This window comes from Halovenus halobia, assembly GCF_051414135.1.
Taxonomy (GTDB): Archaea; Halobacteriota; Halobacteria; order Halobacteriales; family Haloarculaceae; genus Halovenus; species Halovenus halobia.
The window spans coordinates 369,930-387,823 of record NZ_JBLKOA010000001.1; the positions used below are offsets into that span (position 1 = coordinate 369,930).

General features: G+C 59.8%; 19 protein-coding genes. 1 reads left to right on the top strand and 18 read right to left on the bottom strand.

Going from position 1 to position 17,894, the window contains the following annotated elements; all coding sequences use genetic code 11:
• Positions 1 to 5: 5 nt before the first annotated feature.
• The 11 genes from ACMGFM_RS02015 to ACMGFM_RS02065 all read right to left on the bottom strand — a co-directional run bounded on the left by ACMGFM_RS02015 (position 6) and on the right by ACMGFM_RS02065 (position 9,416).
• Positions 6 to 986, bottom strand: coding sequence for a PstS family phosphate ABC transporter substrate-binding protein (locus ACMGFM_RS02015; protein ID WP_436900662.1), 981 nt, complete (start codon positions 984 to 986; stop codon positions 6 to 8).
• Positions 987 to 1,101: 115 nt separating this feature from the next.
• Complete coding sequence (locus ACMGFM_RS02020; RefSeq protein WP_436900663.1) at positions 1,102 to 1,305, bottom strand: hypothetical protein; 204 nt, start codon at positions 1,303 to 1,305, stop codon at positions 1,102 to 1,104.
• A 90-nt stretch (positions 1,306 to 1,395) separates the two neighbouring features.
• Positions 1,396 to 2,334, bottom strand: coding sequence for an oxidoreductase (locus ACMGFM_RS02025; protein ID WP_436901727.1), 939 nt, complete (start codon positions 2,332 to 2,334; stop codon positions 1,396 to 1,398).
• A 52-nt stretch (positions 2,335 to 2,386) separates the two neighbouring features.
• Entirely contained in the window at positions 2,387 to 3,523 is a 1,137-nt protein-coding gene (locus tag ACMGFM_RS02030) for a glycosyltransferase family 4 protein (protein WP_436900664.1), read from the bottom strand.
• 252 nt (positions 3,524 to 3,775) lie between these two features.
• Positions 3,776 to 4,693, bottom strand: coding sequence for a glucosyl-dolichyl phosphate glucuronosyltransferase (gene aglG, locus ACMGFM_RS02035; RefSeq protein WP_436900665.1), 918 nt, complete (start codon positions 4,691 to 4,693; stop codon positions 3,776 to 3,778).
• Between the two features lie 8 nt (positions 4,694 to 4,701).
• Positions 4,702 to 6,243: a CARDB domain-containing protein gene (locus ACMGFM_RS02040; RefSeq protein ID WP_436900666.1), complete on the bottom strand. Its 1,542-nt coding sequence runs from the start codon at positions 6,241 to 6,243 to the stop codon at positions 4,702 to 4,704.
• Positions 6,244 to 6,378: 135 nt separating this feature from the next.
• On the bottom strand, positions 6,379 to 7,095 hold the full coding sequence (locus ACMGFM_RS02045) for a sugar phosphate nucleotidyltransferase (protein WP_436900667.1): 717 nt from the start codon (positions 7,093 to 7,095) through the stop codon (positions 6,379 to 6,381).
• A complete protein-coding gene (trxA, locus tag ACMGFM_RS02050) occupies positions 7,095 to 7,541 on the bottom strand; it encodes a thioredoxin (RefSeq protein WP_436900668.1) in 447 nt (148 codons plus the stop codon). Before trxA ends, ACMGFM_RS02045 begins: the two co-directional genes overlap by 1 nt.
• Before the next feature lie 47 nt (positions 7,542 to 7,588).
• The gene (locus ACMGFM_RS02055) at positions 7,589 to 8,284 is read right to left on the bottom strand and encodes a V-type ATP synthase subunit D (RefSeq protein WP_436900669.1); all 696 of its coding nucleotides are present in this window, start codon (positions 8,282 to 8,284) and stop codon (positions 7,589 to 7,591) included.
• A 78-nt stretch (positions 8,285 to 8,362) separates the two neighbouring features.
• Entirely contained in the window at positions 8,363 to 8,563 is a 201-nt protein-coding gene (locus ACMGFM_RS02060; RefSeq protein ID WP_436900670.1) for a hypothetical protein, read from the bottom strand.
• A 52-nt stretch (positions 8,564 to 8,615) separates the two neighbouring features.
• Complete coding sequence (locus tag ACMGFM_RS02065) at positions 8,616 to 9,416, bottom strand: HAD-IIA family hydrolase (RefSeq protein WP_436900671.1); 801 nt, start codon at positions 9,414 to 9,416, stop codon at positions 8,616 to 8,618.
• A gap of 171 nt (positions 9,417 to 9,587) precedes the next feature.
• Here ACMGFM_RS02065 and ACMGFM_RS02070 point away from each other — a divergent pair, with 171 nt between their 5' ends.
• Positions 9,588 to 10,589, top strand: a complete 1,002-nt coding sequence (locus ACMGFM_RS02070; protein WP_436900672.1) for a metallophosphoesterase family protein — start codon at positions 9,588 to 9,590, stop codon at positions 10,587 to 10,589.
• Here the strand turns inward: ACMGFM_RS02070 and ACMGFM_RS02075 are convergent.
• The 7 genes from ACMGFM_RS02075 to ACMGFM_RS02105 form a co-directional block, all read right to left on the bottom strand.
• On the bottom strand, positions 10,569 to 11,324 hold the full coding sequence (locus tag ACMGFM_RS02075; protein ID WP_436900673.1) for a hypothetical protein: 756 nt from the start codon (positions 11,322 to 11,324) through the stop codon (positions 10,569 to 10,571). The two genes, ACMGFM_RS02070 and ACMGFM_RS02075, sit on opposite strands and share 21 nt — an antisense overlap.
• Positions 11,325 to 11,387: 63 nt before the next feature.
• Positions 11,388 to 13,208: a Na(+)/H(+) antiporter subunit D gene (locus tag ACMGFM_RS02080; protein ID WP_436900674.1), complete on the bottom strand. Its 1,821-nt coding sequence runs from the start codon at positions 13,206 to 13,208 to the stop codon at positions 11,388 to 11,390.
• A complete protein-coding gene (locus ACMGFM_RS02085) occupies positions 13,208 to 14,908 on the bottom strand; it encodes a proton-conducting transporter transmembrane domain-containing protein (RefSeq protein ID WP_436900675.1) in 1,701 nt (566 codons plus the stop codon). The genes ACMGFM_RS02080 and ACMGFM_RS02085 overlap by 1 nt, the downstream gene beginning before the upstream one ends.
• Positions 14,905 to 16,509 (bottom strand): proton-conducting transporter transmembrane domain-containing protein, encoded by a 1,605-nt coding sequence (locus ACMGFM_RS02090; RefSeq protein ID WP_436900676.1) that lies wholly within the window; start codon positions 16,507 to 16,509, stop codon positions 14,905 to 14,907. Before ACMGFM_RS02090 ends, ACMGFM_RS02085 begins: the two co-directional genes overlap by 4 nt.
• Positions 16,502 to 16,858, bottom strand: coding sequence for a cation:proton antiporter subunit C (locus ACMGFM_RS02095; protein WP_436900677.1), 357 nt, complete (start codon positions 16,856 to 16,858; stop codon positions 16,502 to 16,504). The genes ACMGFM_RS02090 and ACMGFM_RS02095 overlap by 8 nt, the downstream gene beginning before the upstream one ends.
• A complete protein-coding gene (locus ACMGFM_RS02100; protein ID WP_436900678.1) occupies positions 16,851 to 17,336 on the bottom strand; it encodes an MnhB domain-containing protein in 486 nt (161 codons plus the stop codon). Before ACMGFM_RS02100 ends, ACMGFM_RS02095 begins: the two co-directional genes overlap by 8 nt.
• Positions 17,329 to 17,868, bottom strand: coding sequence for a DUF4040 domain-containing protein (locus ACMGFM_RS02105; protein ID WP_436901728.1), 540 nt, complete (start codon positions 17,866 to 17,868; stop codon positions 17,329 to 17,331). The genes ACMGFM_RS02100 and ACMGFM_RS02105 overlap by 8 nt, the downstream gene beginning before the upstream one ends.
• Between the last annotated feature and the right edge of the window lie 26 nt (positions 17,869 to 17,894).

Sequence of the window (17,894 nt, forward strand, 5' to 3'; positions counted from 1 at the left end):
CTCACCTAGTTTGCTTGCTCGATTGCGTCTTCAAGTTTCTGCATCTGTTCTTCCTGGACTGCGTCGCTGAGCGGAACGTATCCGACATTTTCGGCGACCAGTTCCTCATTGGTGGTCTCCCCGACTACATAGCGAGCGAAATCTGCGATATACTCCTTGCCAAGTGCCTCCATCGACGGATAGGTGTACAGCGACCGAGTGAGCGGCTGGTACTCGCCGGTCCGGGCTGTTTCCAGCGACGGTTTCACACAGCCGTCGCCGCTGTCGATGCCGACTGCCTTGAGTCCGTCTGGGTTCTGGAAGAAGTACGCGAAGCCGAAGTAGCCGACGCCGTTCTCGCTGCCTTTGACACCCTGGGCAATCTGGTTATCCTGCTCGGTCGCGGTGTAGTCGCTCGTGTGGCCTCGCTCCTCGCCCTGAATGTTCTCGATCAAATAATCGTAGGTTCCAGAGGTATCAGACGCGCCGAAGCGGTCGATTGGCTCGTTCGGGAACCGGTCGGCAACCTCGTCCCACGTTGCTGCCGAGTCAGATTCCCAGACCCGTGCCAGCTCTTCGACGGTGAGACAGTCGACGAAGCTGTCTTCGTCGACAACGATAGTCAGCGCGTCCGTTGCGAGCGTGAGTTCGACGTACTCGACGTCGTTTTCGCCACATTTGTCCTGCTCTGCGGGCTGGATTGGGCGGCTCGCGTTGTTGAAATCGGAGTTACCGACACAGAAGTGATTCGAGAACCCGCCACCCGACCCGGTACGGTTGACCGTTGGCTTGATATTTTGGTTTTCTGCTGCGTACTCCCCGGCGATGGCACTCATCAACGGATACACGGTACTGGACCCGGTGATGGTGATGCTTTTGCTGCCATCATCAGCGGTTGATGATTCTGTACAACCAGCAAGCGCCAGCGCACCTGCGGCGCCCGCGGCCGCTGTCAGAAACTTCCGTCGTGATGCTGTTGATGACGCCTCGGAGTTGAGCTCCGTCATTAGCTGTAGCGATGGCTGTTGAACGTAAATACTGTACTAATTGGTATATATCCCTATCTGAATCTATATTTTGATAGATATATTTCTATATAGCTCTTCCATGGGATATTGTGGCTCATCTTGGGACGTACGGATTCAATGGGGCCGTGGCCAGTGCGACCCGCTGGATCGGGGTCGTGGGTGTGCTGTCAGGCTTCCTTGCGGCGGTTCTGAATGACTGTCCGCCACAACTCGGACACTCGGTGTGGAACTGGGCAAGCGTGTCTTCACAGGCCAGACAGGTGTACTGTCGACGCGGGTCGGGGTCATCGAGACTCATTGGAATCGTCCAGCTAGCTACTGACTCTCTCCTGTAAGAAGCGCTTATATGAGCCGAACGTCCGGTACTGGACCGCTCCGTTCGTGTCTGTTAGAGGTTGTATTTGACGCCCGTCTGTTCCTCGGAGACGGTCCAGAGACGCTCGGCTGTTTCCTCGTCACGGGACCGCTCGTTGGACTGTTGAATCTCGGGTGTGCCCCGCATGTTTACGAACCCGCCCGGACCGACGTACTCCCCGCCTTCGATACTCTCGTCTGTTGCAGCGTACAGAAGCGGGAGTGCACCGGCTTCGGCGGATTGGGCCAACACGAAGTTCGCGAGTTTCATCCCCGCCAGCCGCAGCCGTGAGCCGGACTGTTCGGGGCCACGGCGCTGCAGGTTGGTGTCCGCGTAGCCAGGGTGACAGGCCGTGCTGAGCACGTTTGAGCCGGCGTCGTTCAGTCGCCTGTCGAGTTCGTAGGCGAACAGCAGATTCGCGAGTTTACTCTGGCCGTAGGCACCCCATTTGGCGTACGAGTCCTCCGAATGGAGGTCGTCGAAGTCGATACGACCACGTTCGTGAGCGCCACTGCTGTGGGTCACGACTCGGGCCTGCCCGCTCGTCGATTCGAGCGTGTCGAGCAGCAGTCCCGTCAGCGCAAAGTGTCCGAGATGGTTGACCCCGAACTGCATCTCGAAGCCATCTTCGGTCTCCTGGCGCGGAATTGCCATCACACCCGCGTTGTTACAGAGGATATCCAGCGAGTCGTACTCATCGGTGAACGTCTCGGCGAACGAACGGATTGACGCCAGGCTAGCCAGGTCGAGTTCACGGACAGATAGCGACGCGGCGGGGAATTCTTCACGGATGGAATCCCGTGCGTCTTCCCCGCGTTCGACGCTGCGGCAGGCCAGTACGACGTGAGCGCCTTTCCCGGCCAGCACCTTCGTCGCCTCGAAGCCAAGTCCGGAGTTTGCACCGGTGACTATCACTGTCTGTCCGGACTGGTCTGGTACCGAGTCTGCTGCCCACCCGTCTGAAGAGAAAATTCCTCGCACACCTATTAGTGCGTCTCACGGGACATAAACTCCGCCGATTGGGCTACGAGCCTGTCAGAATCCCACGCCACCGCCGAACTGCGCCCTCGAAGCTGTACTCTTCGGTGATGGTCTCGCGACAGCGCTCGCTGATTTCTTCGAGGTCGGCTCGGTCGAGTATCTGCTGTATTTCCTCGGCGATGGCGGCACCGTCATCGTCGACCATCAGAAATCCAGTCTGGCCATCTCTGACGACGTCAGGCACGCCCGAGACCGGCGTCGCGTAGGCCGGCGTTCCACAGGCCATGCCTTCGAGAATTGCAGTGGGTAGTCCCTCTGTCGGATGCGATGGGACGATTTGCAGGCGCAGTCGGTTCAACTGCTCGGGGACAGCGTCCCGGTCCACCCAGCCCACCACGTCGACGACCCCAGCCTCGATTTCTGCCGCAAGTTTGCGTTCGAGATGGTCGCGGTAGTCGCCGTCCCCAACGAAGACGAACGTGACATCTTCAGGCAACTGCTTGGCGGCTTCCGCCAGCGCTGGCACTCGCTTCTCCACGTCCAGCCGCCCGACAAAGCCGACCGTTCGTCCGCGCTCGGCAAACGGCGTCGACACGTCGAAGCGCTCTGTGTCGACGAACCGAGCACCGTTCGTATGCAGTTTCTCCTCGTATCGCTCCAGCCCGAGCTGGTCAGCCATCGCTGGCGTGTAGCTAATTACGTCGGTGGCCAGCCAGTAGTCGAGGCGTTCGAGTCCCGAGACAGCACCGGCGAGAACACGCGCAATCAGTTCCGGAAGCTGTTGCTCCCAGCGGAGCCGTAACGACAGGGGTACGTCTCCCCGCGGCAGCACGAGCACGCGCTTGCCGAGAAGGCGGCCACAGAGGACCGGCAGTAGATAGGACGTCGTTCCGAAAAACAGGATAGACTCCTCGTCCCGGCGCGTAATAATCCGACAGAGCCGCAGTTGGTTCAGCAGAAATCGGAGTGCTTCGACCAGCACGAACTCTCCAGTTCCGGCGCTACTGAACTCGACGGTATCGTGGTCGTCACGAATCGCCGCGTTGGCCGGGAGATTCGCTGTCAGCACTGTGACGGTCGTAATCTGAGCGATGATATCTGCAAGGTCGTGCGCGTGGTCTTTCCCGACCTGGCCTCGGTGGGGCTGTGTCACGAGACAGACGCCGCCTGTGTCGTCCATTCACCTCGCCGTTTTATCGCCGCCGGCTTGAACGTACCGCCCTAGCGCGAGAGTAGGGCCCAGAGATACCCCATGCCGACTAATCCAGTCAACACGACCTACATGATCAGTTGAGCGACATTCGCTCCCGAGGGCGCGCGAATAGCGAGTTCACGCGCCGCGGGACGTGTTCAACGAATAGCGTTTGCCCATTTATGGAACTCTGACATACGCGGACAGATTTATAATACTGAAACCGGTCTGTGCCATTGTCTATCTTTGAGCCACTGCAAATAGATATCCCATCCCGACGCTGGTCGTTAAAATAAGTAACATACACAACTGCTCAATGTCTTTTATCGATCTCTCTGTGGCGAGTCGCCTAAATCGCCGAGGAACGCCTGAAAATACGAGATTAGATATAAATTCTTGTTCTTTACTACTGCCTGACTGGTGGCTTTCCTCATCGAGAATTCGCTTTGAGTATCCTTGCCAGAACGCTCGCCTGCACAGCCACCGTGGGTCGGTGCGAGACTGGAAAATTTTGTGCCGAACAACTGCATCTGGCTGATAAACCATGCCCTTATTAAACGCCCGTTGCATGCGGATTGCGAGCTCTGTTTCATCAGCCTGAATCTGACTGTCGGCGGTTAATCCTACGTTCTCGTCGAATCCGCCGATCTCCTCGAACACTGTTGAGCGGAACGACATATTCGACCCGAAGGTGTTTCGAACCTCTTCTAACGCCTCTGCTGGCTGCTTATGATTTACCCCAATAAGCCAAAAAAACTCCTCGGGAAGATATGACGGTCTGTCTGCGACCCATTCTGGAACCATTGGGCCACCGACGGCAATTGCGTTGGTCTGAACGTATGTTTTGACGAGTTCTGTGATCCACTCGGAATCCGCAACTGCATCGTCGTCGATAAATGCAATAACATCACCAGTCGCCTGCTCCACGCCGCGGGTTCGACTATAAGACAAGCCCCGGTTTTGTTCATTTAAAATAACTGTTATGCTATCCACCCCGGCGAACCTTTGCTGGGTGCTTTCGTAGACCGACTCGTTTCCATCTATAACGAGTATAATTTCGACTGAGTCGTACGTTTGGTCAAGCAGACTTTCGACTGCTTCGACGAAGTCGCTGAATAGAGCAGAGTCGTACGTACAAACGACAACGGAAACCTCCATGGCGGCAGTTAGGCCCGTTGGAAGTCGAAGTCAATGGCGAGTTCGATCCACGCCCGACCGGGTTCCTCGACAGGGAGGCCGAGGACGCTGTTCAGCACGGCGTCGTCGGTGGTATCGTTGACAGTGTACTCGTTGTCGACGATTGTTGCCGTTCCCGATTCACTGTTGAAGTCTGCCGACCCGGTCAGTGCGCCACTCTCGCCGGTCGTCGCGGCAATGCTGTAACTGAAGCTCTGGTCGCCGCCGACCGTGACCATCAGTTCTCCTTCCACGGTCATCAGCCCGGCCTCCTCGTCGAAGGTGCCGGAAAATCCGTTGACGGCCTCGACCTGCACGGAGAAGCCACTCACTGTCAGTTCCTTGAATTCGACGTTGGTTGAGGTCCACTCGCCATCCGAAACGTCTCCGTTGATTATGACATCGCCCGGCGGGAAGCTAATCCCGTTTTCGCGGGCGCCTGACTCGTTGTCTTCCGCGAAGGCCGTGAACCCGGAGGAGTTGATGCCGTCGAAGGATGAAACCGCACCGGTCGCGCTGGCGGCGAGTTCGACAGTCGCGCTGGTCGTTTCATCCGCTTCGATAGTAACGGTCTGGGTTGCCTCTAACTCACCGGAAGTGATTGTCAGGTCGTAGTCTCCGGCCTCGAGTTCGAGCGTGAGGACGCCATCGCTGTTAGTTGTCTCGTCGATTCCGTCGCCAGTGACGCTCGCGCCGCCAATAGCGACGCCATCTGCGTCGACAACGTTCAGTTGGAGCGTCCCGGGTCCGGTTTCGACTGGCAGCAGTGTGAGCACGCCTGTTGCCTCGTCATCAGGCGTCCAGACGCTGTGCTGTTCGACATCGGTCGAGAGTCCACTCGTGTCGACGCCGCTAAACTCGACGGACTGGTCGGCGCCTGCCGCAAGCGTCACCTCCTGCTTGAGCAGCGTTCCGCCGTCGATTCGGAGTTCGACATCTTTGGTGTCTTCGACCGGCCCATCGTTGACGACCGTCGCGCTGATGGTCAACTGCTCGCCAATCTGGACTTCGGCCGTCGCCGGCGACAGGTTCTCTACGACGAAATTGCCTTCGGCGACGGTCAGCGTCGCCGTCCCCTCACTGTCTTCGGTCAGGAGCGTAAACTCGTACTCACCGAGGTCGAGGTCGGTGTCCGGTTCGAACGTAACGGTCTGTTCGCCGCCGCCGTCGAGTTGCACATCCTGGCTGGCGACCACGTTGCCTGCCTGTCGAAGTTCGACCGTTTTCGTCCCGCTCTGTTCGCCCGTGTTCGTAACCGTTGCTGTCAGTTCGACCGACGCCCCGGCGGCCACCGTCGCCTGACCCAACGACACGTTGCTGACCTCGAACACTGCCGGCGCTGGCTGTTCTTCTCCTCCATCGTCCGTTTGCCCTCCATCGTCCGTCTCTCCCCCATCGTCCGACTGGTCGGTATCGTCTGCTGTCCCGTCGGTTGACCCGCCGTCTGAGCCATCGTCGTCGTTCCCACTGCACCCTGCAATCGCTGCGGTCATCGATCCACCCGCGAGCACCAAATAGTCCCTACGTCTCATACAGGCGACATCATATCGGCACTGTAATAGTAGTACCGCTTCCTATCACAGCGACTGAACGCCAGATGGTTCATATTTGTCGACATGTTACACGTAGGAAAGATATCGTCGGCTCGACCACGGGGGTGCAGTCAGTTACGACTCTCTCCCGTCGAGTCGACTCGCAACGGCCGCGCGGTCGGCGGACGTATTCACATTCTGGCACCAGCCGTCCAGTTCGACAGTTTCCAGACGCCGCCCGGCCTGCAATAGCAGGTCGATGGCGTCAGTGAGTTCGTACTCTCCGGTTCGCTGTGGCGTCACGAGGTGACAGGCGTGGAGGATTTTTGGCGAGAACGCGTAACAGCCCCGAGGAATGAGTGTCGATGGCGGTTGTTCGGGCTTCTCGACAATGCCAGTGATCGACCCATCAGTTAGCTCGAAGACTGCCCCTTTGCCTGCCTCCGAGCGGGCAACCTGTTCAGTCAACGCCGTCACGTCGGCACCAGTCTCCTGATGGCGGTTCACCAGTTCGGCGACGTTCGCTCGGATGACGTTATCACCGTTCAGGAGAACGAAGTCACCAGTAATTTTGTCCTCGGCGGCCAGCAGTGCGTCCGCGAGTCCGTCTCGGGACTGCTGGGTGACGTACTGGACTGGTACGCCGTCGAATGACTCGCCGTATCGTGCTTGGATTTGCTCGCCTCGGTAGCCGACGATGACGACCAGTTCGCTCACACCCACTTCGAGTAGTGTCTCGAAGACGTGTGTCAGTAGTGGCTTCCCGGCTACTTCGACCAGTCCTTTCGGTTTGTCGGCCGTGAGTGGGCGCATCCGTGTTCCTTCGCCCGCCGCCGGGACGACACCCTGCATCAGGCCGCTCGCTGGAGAAGTTGCTCCAGTGTTGTCCGGTCCTGCGCGCCTACTACTCGCTCGACAGGCTCACCATCTGCGAAGACGACCAGCGTCGGCACGCCCTGTGCGCCGAGTTGCTGGGCGAGGCGCTGGTGACGGTCGACATCCACCTTCGCGACTGCTGCCTCGCTCTCGGCGGCGAGTGCTTCGATTGTCGGCTCCATCATCTGACACGGCCCACACCAGTCCGCATAACAGTCGACGAGTATGAGGTCGTGTGTCGATGTCACTTCCTGAAAGTGTGGCTGGTCCTCTATTTCGATAGGTGAGGTCGGTGTCTCTCCGGCCTCGCTACTTCCGGCAGCTGACCCCGCATTCGCGCCAGCGTCACGCTGTTCTTTCAGCTCTTTGCGCTTCTGTTGGCGAATCCGTTCGAGTTCGTCCAGTTCCTCGCTGTTGCTCATTGGCTAGTCGTACACGGTGAGTGCTGTAAAACGTATCGGCAATCAGGTCAGTCGTCCGCAGAGACGGGCTCTTGCTCCTTTTCGTCCTCTTGCTGCTGTTCACGCTCCTCGCGTTCTTCCTCTTCTTTCTTGGCTTTGATTTTCTTCAGGCGGAAAATCTCTTCGCGCTCCTGCTCTTCGAGTTTCTGCTCGATGTACTCCTGATTCTCGTGCAGGTCGGGCAGCAGTTTGAACTCGAGGGCGTTGACGCGGCGCTTGGTCGTCTCGATTTCGTTGAGCATCTTCTTCATCGCCGTTTCGACCTCTGCAGCGAGAATAATCTGGTCGATCAGCTCTTCGTACGCCTCCGCTGCCTCGTCGATGCGTGCGCTGGTGCCGAGGACACCGTACCCGCGCTCCTGGAGGTTTTTCTGGACCTTGGTCGACTCAATCTGTGGCACGACCACACCCATGATATTTTTCGACTGGGTCGTAATTTCGGGATGCTCTTTCAGTGCCGACGCCGCGCCCCGAACGGCGACGTCGCCCTCAGTCGCCCGCGCGATATCGATTGCGCGCTGGGCGTCCTGATAGTTGGCTTCGAGGTCTTCTCGAACATCCTGGGCCTGATCGAGAATATCCATAAACTCCATGATCAGGCCGTCACGCTTCTTTTCCAGTGTATCGTGCCCACGCTCGGAGAGTTCGATGCGGTCTTCGATTTGCATCAGGACCTTCCGCGTGGGTTTGACGTCGTCGGCCATTTGATCGCTCCTACTGGGCGTAGCCAGTTAATCGTTTCCGAACGAACCTGAAATTCCGAGCAGGCCTGCGCTGTGTGCTCACTCTGTTGAGGACTGCTGGCGCCGGTAGTACAGCTGTGAGCCCCAGAAGACCAGCCCACCGAGCAACAGCAGGTCGAATAGCTGTGTATCTGGGCCAGTTTCGGCGCGAAACCGCCACGCCCACAGCGCCAGAATTGCGACCATCAACACGCCAAAGCCGTTTCTGGCGGCGCGCATCACTGGGTCTGCTTCGACCATTATCGGTCCTTACCGCCCCAGGACATAAACAGACTCTGCTTTCGGGAACTCCTCAATCGGACGCGTCGATGGCCGCGAGGACACTGTCGATCTCTCCGAGACTGTCGATAACATAGTCTGGTTCGATATCACTCCGTTCGATATCGTTTCTGTCCGCGACACCGGACAAAACGAGAACGGTCGTCATCCCGGCCCCATCACCCATCCGGAGGTCGGTATCGAGGCGGTCACCGACGACGAGGCATTCTTCGGGGTCGACACCGAGACGGTCCAGTGCAGCCTGAAGTGCCGTCTCGGATGGTTTGCCCAGAATCGCGTCCGGGTCCCGTCCCACAACCGCAGCGACCGAGCCAATGATTGCGCCGGACCCAGGAACTGCCATCCCATCCTCCATCGGGAAAGTTCGGTCGGGGTCGGTTCCAAGAAACGGCGTGTCGTCGTCGACTGCTGCCAGTGCGTCGCGCATGTCTCCGAAATTGAACTCGCTGGTCCAGGAAGCGACCAGCACTTCTGTCTCAGTTGGGGTTGTCGTCACGTCAAGGCCTGCGGCCCGGAACTGCTCGCGCAGCCCCTCGGCTCCGATGCAAAATACCTGGTCGTCGGGGTGGTTCTCGACCAGATACTCTGTCGTAACGACGCCAGAAGAACAGGCCTCGCCCGGGTAGACATCGAGTCCGAACTCAGTCAGGCGCTCGACGTAATCATCGCCGTTTTTCAGGGGATTGTTCGAGAAAAAGAGGAGGTCCAGTCCAGCCTCTCGGATACTCGTGATACCCTGAGCCGCCCCGGCACAGAGGTCCTTACCCCGGTAGACCGTGCCATCGAGGTCGATAATCGCGCCGCGTACTGTCATTACCACTGCCAGGGGCGGACTCGGCATAACGCCGACGATTCTCGATATTTCCACTCACCGAACGCGTCGTCTATATCTCTCTTGATTGCTCTATCGTCCTCCAGAGCCGGCTGTAGGTGGCTACACAGCTATTATAAACGTTCTTGGTACTCTCACTCGCTGCTTCAAACGATGCCCGCTCGGCCAGCACAACCGCTCCCAGAGACGGTACGTGACGCGCTCTCGGCGACCGATACACCTCAGCAGATGGCAACATTCGACCATCCGCGCGGCCCCGAGACGACTATTGCGGTCCTCGCCGACCCGCACCTGAGTCCCACTGCTCACGGTTCGATCAAGGCCTACCACCGGAGTGAACAGCGCCTCGCGACGGCGCTTGCCGACGCCGACCGGCGAAACGTCGACGTAACAGTCATCGCGGGTGACCTGACAAAAGACGGCGAGTGGGCCGAGTACGAACTCGCGACCCGACTTCTATCTGGGAGCCCGGAGCCAACTATTGTCGTTCCTGGCAACCACGACGTTGCCTACGACGGTGACCGGGGGCCGGTCCCCGACGGTACCGCCTTTGCCGCGTGGTGTGGTCAGTCGGAGTTCCCCCGCGCGCAGAGGGTAGGAGAGTACCAACTTCTCGCAATCGATAGCACACGAACTGATGGAACGACGAAAGTCGGCGGTGCAGTCGACCCTACCACACGCCGGTGGCTAACGACGCTCTCGGACGAGCGAGACAGACGAATTGCGGTCTGTCATCATCCACTCAGTCCGGTCCCGGACCCACTCGACGAAGCGCTACCTGAGCAGTCGTACCAACTTGACAATGCCCGCGTCGTTGCCGACGAACTCGCTGCAGCAGGTGCCGACCTCGTCTTGACCGGTCATGTCCACTGGCCGTACGCTGGGAAGTACCGGGGACTCAACGTTGTCGGGATACCCAGTGTTTCTTCGTTTCCACCCGCGTACCTGCTCGTCCGTGTCACTCCGGCCGGAACCTCCGTCTCTCTCGTGCCGCTGGCCGGGCAGACGGGCCTGACCGAAGCCTACGAGCTTGCGGCTGCAGACGATAATCGAGGCAAGGCAATCCAGAACGCAGTTTCGACCGGATATTTCGACCCGCTTTTGGACGAGCGGGCCGAGGCAAACGGGACTCCCTCAGCTCTGGGCGTCCGCTGAGCCGTCATCGTCGGTCTTCTGTTCGACAGTCTCCTCGACGGTCTTCTCGACAGTTTCTGCAACGGTCTCTTCAACAGTATCTCCAACAGCATCTTCGACAGTTTCTTCGACGGTGTCCTCGACCTTCCCTTCGACAGCATCTTCGACAGTTTCTTCGACGGCGTCCTCGACCTTCCCTTCGACAGCATCTTCGACAGTTTCTTCGACGGTGTCCTCGACCTTCCCTTCGACAGTCTCCGCGACCGTCTTCTCGACTGTCTCCTCAACCTTGTCCTCGACCGTTTCAGCAACTGTCTCTTCGACGGCACCCTCGACAGTTTCGCCGACAGTATCCTCGACAGCTCCTTCGACAGTTTCACCGACAGTGTCCTCCATCGTCCCCTCGACAGATTCGGTGACGCTCGTTTCAACCTGCTTTTCCACAGCGTCCTCGACGCTTTTCTCGACTGACTCGGTAACGCTCGTTTCGACCTGCTTCTCGACTGCAGTCTCGACGCTCTCGTTGACGGAGTCGTCGACTTGCTTGCCGACAGTTTCCTCGACGCTTCGCTCGACTGTCTCTTCGACGGCCTGAGTCATCCACTCGGGATCAAATCGTGCCATCTTCCAGACAACGTGCAGGGCGTAGGAGACGATTATCCCAACACCGAAGGCAATCCCTGTGGACTGGCCAACGACGGCCATCATCCCCAGCGCAAGGAAAAGTAACACTCCGTAACCGAGGTCGACTGCCATATCTACTCTCGACGGATCCATACCCCTACTTCTCTATCACGGGATTAAGCAGTTCCGAAGCACCTACAGCGCCACAAGCAAGACCAGTGTTAACACGGCAACGAGAATCAGTACTGACGTACCGACGCCAGCGCGGATGTACAGCCGCGAAATCGACCCACCGTCCGCAGAGATGTCTTCTCGTGCGAACGCTGGCTGTAACGAGCGCGGTAACTGCCTGCTAACTCGAAGGACGACGGACACTGGATTGGACCCTGCCCAGTAACAGAGGCGGACGAACCGCACTGCAACGCGGTCGACCGCCGCGAACAGTTCGGTGGTGCCGACGATGACTCCTCGGCCGCCGTAGAAGGCCACGCGGTTGTAGACTGCGTCGATATCGGGCACACGACCGATGTGATGCAGCGGGCCACGCAATATCGCGAAGCCGACGAGTCCAGCAAGCGCCAGCCCCACACCCTCGACGACGTGTGGCACCGTGAACGTGGTGTACTCGTAGGCTTCTGCGGGCACCGGGAGAATTGTAACCAGCAGGTTCGGTGCCACACCGAAGGCAACACACAAGCCTGCGACCGAGACCATCGCGACGCTCTGTCCTGTGTTCGCGTCTTTCACCTCGCCGGTGTACTCGCCCTCGATGAAGGCGAAGTAGCCGAGTTTGATGAACGAAAGGAAGGTCCCGACTCCACCAATCAGCAACAGAATCCACAGCGCTTCTAGCTTCTTCTTGTCGGCCGCGCCGATAATCATCCCCTTCGAGACGAAGCCGTTGAAGCCAGGGAAGCCAGCAATCGACAGTGCTGCGACGGCGAACGTTATCGCCGTGAGCGGCATCTTCCGACCGAGGCCACCGACCTCGTCGAGGCTCTCCTTGCCGGTGCGATAGATGATGACGCCGACTGCCATGAACAACAGCGCTTTGTAGAGAATGTGATTGAAGACGTGACCGAACGCACCGGCAGTGGCGAGGGCGTCGTAGTAGTACTTCGAGCCACCGTAGCCGATTGCCGCACCGCCGAGTCCGACACCCGCGACCATGTAGCCGACCTGTGACTGGATGTGATAGGAGAGCAGTCGGCGCATATCTGACTGCAACAACGCGGCGAAGGCACCGAAGACGGCCATCGCGCCGCCCATGTACGCAATCCAGAGGTGACCGTCAGGGAAGGCGCGGAACATTCCGTAAACGCCCGTCTTCGTCGTGAAGACACAGAGGAAGACACTCGCGGCGATATGCGGGCGCGGATAGGTGTCCGGAAGCCACGCGTGCAGTCCGACAAAGCCAACGTTGACGCCGATACCGACGGCGGCGAGTGCGGCCGGGATTCCGCTTACGATACCGGGATTCGCGGCGAACGCCACAGAGCCAACTTCGACGTAGTGCCAGACGATGGCGGCGAGCAGGAGGCTCCCACCGATTCCGTGCAACACGGCGTACCGGAAGCCAGCCCGGACTGCCGCGCCGCCGTAGTGCCAGACCAGCAGCGTGCTGGTGACTGCCATCAACTCCCAGAAGAAGACGAGTGTGAGCCAGTCACCAGCGTACACTGTCCCGATACTGGTTCCGACGTACGAGAGTGCAATCGCGGTCTGGATATTCTCGGCGTCACTGGCGTAGGAGTAGAGCACGGCAACGACGCCAATAATACCGAAAATCAGCCCCATCAGTCGCGAGAAGGGGTCGACGTTGTAGATGATGGCGTCGAACGCGCCGAACAGCAGCACTTCCACGTGCGCGCCCTCGGGGACGAACCACGAAATTGCGGCGACCCCACCCGTGGCGAGGATGCCAATTCCGTGGGCGATTCGACGTTGCGGAATCACTGCCATCAGTAGTGCTGCGGCGAGGACGAACACCGCCGGGGGAACGATATCGAGCACCATCAGCTCATCACCTCCTCGGCGACAACCTCGATGAGTTCGAGGAAGCCTGTCTCGTACGGGACGATTCCAAGGACAATTGCGCCCGCTGCGATGACGAGAATTGGCCCGAGCATCAGCCACGAGCCTTCCTGACCGGTCCAGCCGACGCGCTCCCAGCCACCCGGCCCCGGGCCGCCGTGATGGTCGTGGTGGTCATCGTCGTGGGCTTCTGTCTCGTCATCGTGAGCCTCGCCGCCTTCAGCACGACTTCCGCCGTCGGTGGCGACAGCCTCCTCACTCGCTCGTCCGCCAAATGAGCCCCCGATCAACGGCTTCGCGTCCGCGGAGTCGTGGGACTCGAAGAAGGCTCCGTAGACGATGGGCCAGAAATACGCGATGTTGAGCACGCCGGAGATGAGCAGTATCACCGCGAAGATTGACTGCCCTGCCTGGACCGAGCCAAGCAGCAGGAACCACTTGCTGACGAACCCAGCTACCAGCGGAATTCCGGCCATCCCTGCCGCCGCGACAGCGAAGGCAGCCATCGTCAGCGGCATCCGTTTCCCGATACCGTCCATCTCGCTGATGTAGTCGGTGTGGGTTTCGACGTGGATGAATCCGGCACAGAAGAACAGGGTGAGCTTCATGAACGCGTGTGCGGGGATGTGCAACAGCGCCCCCCAGATAACGAATCGCAGACCATCACCGCCGCTGGTGACGGCCGGCCCCACGAGTGCTAACCCGAGGACGATGTAGGACAACTGGCTCACCGTCGAGTACGCCAGCCTGCGCTTGAGTCGGTCCTGTCTGAGCGCGATGACACTCGCCACCGTGAGGGTAAAGGCAGCGACGGCGGCCAGCGGCAACCCGAGGCCGAACTGGCTCATCGCGTTGGGTCCGTACACCTCCAGAACGAGGCGCGCAATGCCGAACACACCGCTTTTGACGACTGCGACAGCGTGCAGTAGTCCCGAGACTGGTGTTGGCGCAACCATCGCGTCCGGTAGCCAGGAGTGCAACGGCATCAGCCCGGCTTTCACGCCGAAGCCAGTTGCCAGCAAGGCGAACGCAGCCTTGGCCAGCGCGGGGTCGGCGTTGGCAAGCGCCTGCCCTGTTTCTCCGAACGTCGTCGTTCCGGCGAGGACGAATACCAGTGCCGTCCCGCCGAGCACGAGCACACCCCCGCCGAAGAAGGTGTACGCGAGATACTTCCGGCCAGCGGCCCTGGCCTCGGGGTCCTCGTTGTGGGCAACCAGTGGATACGTCGCCACCGACAGCAGTTCGTAGAAGACGAAAATTGTCAGGAGGTTCTTCGCGAAAGCGACGCCGACTGCTGCCGAGAGACTCGCGGCGAAGGCCGCGAAGAATCGCGTCTGGGAGTGCTCCTCCAGCCCGCGCATGTACCCTGCCGCGTAGAAAGCGGTGAAAATCCACAGCAAACTGGCCAGCGTGGCGAAAATCATGCCCAGCGGGTCGGCCTGCAGTGCAAACTCGATACCGCCGCCACCGCCAACCAATGGTCCCATCGACCACTCGTATCTCGTTCCGTCGAGCACGCCCGGCAGCATACTGACTATGATGGCGAACTTCGTCAGCGCCGCCAGCACCGACCAGCCCTCCCGGACGTTCGGGCGATTGTGCGAGGCGATGATGAAGACAATCGCAATTGCCGAGGATAACACCGCAAGCAGCGGTCGTGGGTCTGCGACGACTTCTGTCATGCTGTCACCTCTGGTGCGGACTCGGCGACTGCTTGCCAGACTGGGTCGAGCAGCGCGGCGAGGTCTGCCCCGAGGAATCCGAGGCTCACCGCGAGTATCGCAGCCGTCACTCCGACACCAGCCATCCCATACGAAAGCGTCTCGCCGCCGTCAGCGACGACAGATGTGAGCTCAGCGTCGGCGTCAGCCCGGATGTCGGAGCTGAAGTACAGTTTTTCGAGCAGTTGTGCCGTGTACAGAAGCGACAGCACCGTACTGGCGAAGATGACGGCCACGACTGCCCAAAGTTGTGCGTTGACGGCTCCGACGCCGATGTACCACTTGCCGACGAACCCAACCGACGGCGGGACGCCGACGAGGCTGAGTCCGAGCACGGCCATCGAGCCAGCGACGAACGGTCGACGACTCGCGAGACCGGCGTACTCCTCCAGTGTCCGTGCGCCTTCACCTGCCGCGAGTGAGCCTGCGGCGGCGAACAGCCCACTCTTGATGACCGCGTGGCCGACGAGGTGGACCGCCGTACCGTAGACCGCAAACTGTGTTGCCCGCTCGCCAGCGGCCGGGTGGACAGCGACGCAGATTGCGGCGAAAATCAGCCCGAACTGTGCCACCGAGGAGTAGGCAAACACTCGCTTGACACGGCGTTGCATCGCCGCAAGGGAACTGCCGACGACGACGCTCACACACGCCAGCACGAGGACGGCTTCGAGGAGGCGGCGGTTCACGGCAAAGAAGTCGGGCGTGAACACCATCCACGTGATTCGTGCGAAGGCATAGGCCGACGAGGTGGAGGCAAGCGCCGAGATATAGACAGTCACTGCGTCAGGTGCCTCGGAGTAGGCGTCAGGTTGCCAGGTGTGTAGCGGGAAAATTGCGGATTTCGTCGCCAATCCAACCGCGATGAAGCCAAACCCGGCCACTACAAGTGGTTCGCTGTACAGCGCCCCGTCGAACCACGGCGCTTCGCCCGCGAGCGACCGCGACACGTCGACCATGTTCAATGCGCCCGTTTCGAGGAAGACGTAGCCGACACCGATCAGGTAGATTGACGCGCCGGTTGTCCCGACGACGAGATACTTCAGCGACGCGACGGCAGATTCGACGTCTCGACCAGTCGAGACCAGTGCGTAGGTCGCCAGCCCGACGATTTCGAGGAAGACAAACAGGTTGAACAGGTCGCCGGTGAGCGCGACACCCATCAGCCCGCCGGTCATGATGAGGTAGACGGTATAGAAGACGTTCCCGCGAGGACCGGCGTGTCGCGAGTATACGAGCACGCCGAGGGCAACGGCAGCGATGAGGATAACGACGAGTCCGGAGAGCGCGTCCCCGACCAGTTCGATACCGACGGTGAAGTTGGTCGTTCCGCCGTCGACGGTGATGGTCTTGCGCCCGAACGTCTCGCCGCCGAGGATGTGAACGAGTCGGTCACCACCGACGTAAATTGCGTAGGCGAGTCTGGCGGCCAGCGCAGCCTCGACGGCCAAGATAACCGCGGCGACCCACCAGCCGCTGTGGTCGCGGACGAGTCCAGCACCCAGCGACAGCCCGGAGCCAACGAGCGGGAGGACGATAACCAGTCCGAGCAGGTAATCACTCATCGGCACGCACCTCCCGGAGTGTCTCCTCGTCGAGTGTCCCGTACTCGGAATAAATGCGGACAATCAGCGACAGCGCCACCGCAGTGAGGGCAACGCCAACGACGATTGCTGTTAGCACGATGACCTGTGGCAGCGGACTCGCGTACAGGCCGTCGCCGTCGATGACTGGCGAAGAGCCGCCCTCGACGAACGCAGCGGTTATGAAAAACAGGAAGATAGCGGTCTGGAAGATACTCAGCCCAATCACCTTCTTCACCATATTTGGGCTTGCAATGAGGATGTACAGCCCGATTGCGATAAGCGCCGCCACGAGTACGTAGGTATAGCGGTTTGCGAACGTCTCAATCATCGGTATTCACCTCTTCGTCCTCGGCTGTGAATCCCGAGGCGATGGCGAAAAATAGACCGGTGACGATACCGGCGACGATGGGTGCAATGCTGAGGATTTCGACGCCCTCGAGGGCGTACTTGGTCTTGATTCCGAGTTCCTTCTTGAACACCGGATGTGCGAGGAAGGCGTCGCCGTACAGCATCGGAATCAGGCCGATGAGTGCGAACATCGCGACCCCGCCGGCGGTCAGCAGGACCAGCGTCTGGTTTTGTACCCAGTCTCGGGTCGGCTCGATACCGAACGCGAAGGCAATCATCAGGATGGTTGCCCCGGCGATAGCGCCACCCTGGAAGCCACCGCCCGAGGAGTCGGCGCTGTGAAACATCAAAAAGAGACCGTAGGTGAGCGAGAACGGCGCGACCAGTCGGACGGTCGTCATGATAATCTGGCTCTCGACGTAGGCGGACACGTCGCGGTCGCCCTCGGCGTTACTCATTGGTAAACACCTCCCGTTTCAGCACCAAAAGAGCAGCCATGCCGGCCAGGAAGACGACCATCGCCTCGCCGAAGGTATCGAACCCACGGTAGCCGGCGAGCACGGCCGTCACAGCGTTTTTGACGCCGGTGTCGTCGTATGCGTTGTCGATGTAATACTGCGTGATTGCGGGATTGTCCCACGCAATGGCTGGGTCACCGACGACGGGGAACTCGGTAATCGTCAGCAACAGGACGGCGAACAGACCGGTACAGACGAGCAGTGCCGGGACGTTTGGCCGCTCGATGGCCCGGTTGTGGTCCTGGCGAACGGTACGGGTAACTGTCAACAACAACAGCAACGTCGTCACGCCGGCACCAATTGCCGCCTCGGTCATCGCCACGTCCGGCGCGAGCAAGAAGGCGTAGAACAGCGCCATTCCGAGGCTGTACGCTCCGGAGATGATGATTACCGCCAGGATGTCCCGAAGTACGGCTGCCGCGAGCGCCGTCACGAGGATAAACACGAACAGGACAGCGCCGAACGCCGAAATCATGCTGGCTCACCTCCCTCGCTCGG

Excerpts from the sequence above, each read along its gene's own strand:
- ACMGFM_RS02015 (WP_436900662.1), bottom strand. The coding sequence starts at position 986 with ATGACGGAGCTCAACTCCGAGGCGTCATCAACAGCATCACGACGGAAG.
- ACMGFM_RS02095 (WP_436900677.1), bottom strand. The coding sequence starts at position 16,858 with ATGATTGAGACGTTCGCAAACCGCTATACCTACGTACTCGTGGCGGCG.
- ACMGFM_RS02075 (WP_436900673.1), bottom strand. The coding sequence starts at position 11,324 with ATGGCAGTCGACCTCGGTTACGGAGTGTTACTTTTCCTTGCGCTGGGG.
- ACMGFM_RS02090 (WP_436900676.1), bottom strand. The coding sequence starts at position 16,509 with ATGAGTGATTACCTGCTCGGACTGGTTATCGTCCTCCCGCTCGTTGGC.
- ACMGFM_RS02070 (WP_436900672.1), top strand. The coding sequence starts at position 9,588 with ATGCCCGCTCGGCCAGCACAACCGCTCCCAGAGACGGTACGTGACGCG.
- trxA (WP_436900668.1), bottom strand. The coding sequence starts at position 7,541 with ATGAGCAACAGCGAGGAACTGGACGAACTCGAACGGATTCGCCAACAG.
- ACMGFM_RS02030 (WP_436900664.1), bottom strand. The coding sequence starts at position 3,523 with ATGGACGACACAGGCGGCGTCTGTCTCGTGACACAGCCCCACCGAGGC.
- ACMGFM_RS02055 (WP_436900669.1), bottom strand. The coding sequence starts at position 8,284 with ATGGCCGACGACGTCAAACCCACGCGGAAGGTCCTGATGCAAATCGAA.
- ACMGFM_RS02065 (WP_436900671.1), bottom strand. The coding sequence starts at position 9,416 with ATGACAGTACGCGGCGCGATTATCGACCTCGATGGCACGGTCTACCGG.
- ACMGFM_RS02040 (WP_436900666.1), bottom strand. The coding sequence starts at position 6,243 with ATGAGACGTAGGGACTATTTGGTGCTCGCGGGTGGATCGATGACCGCA.
- ACMGFM_RS02045 (WP_436900667.1), bottom strand. The coding sequence starts at position 7,095 with ATGCAGGGTGTCGTCCCGGCGGCGGGCGAAGGAACACGGATGCGCCCA.
- aglG (WP_436900665.1), bottom strand. The coding sequence starts at position 4,693 with ATGGAGGTTTCCGTTGTCGTTTGTACGTACGACTCTGCTCTATTCAGC.
- ACMGFM_RS02020 (WP_436900663.1), bottom strand. The coding sequence starts at position 1,305 with ATGAGTCTCGATGACCCCGACCCGCGTCGACAGTACACCTGTCTGGCC.
- ACMGFM_RS02080 (WP_436900674.1), bottom strand. The coding sequence starts at position 13,208 with ATGGTGCTCGATATCGTTCCCCCGGCGGTGTTCGTCCTCGCCGCAGCA.
- ACMGFM_RS02060 (WP_436900670.1), bottom strand. The coding sequence starts at position 8,563 with ATGGTCGAAGCAGACCCAGTGATGCGCGCCGCCAGAAACGGCTTTGGC.
- ACMGFM_RS02100 (WP_436900678.1), bottom strand. The coding sequence starts at position 17,336 with ATGAGTAACGCCGAGGGCGACCGCGACGTGTCCGCCTACGTCGAGAGC.
- ACMGFM_RS02085 (WP_436900675.1), bottom strand. The coding sequence starts at position 14,908 with ATGACAGAAGTCGTCGCAGACCCACGACCGCTGCTTGCGGTGTTATCC.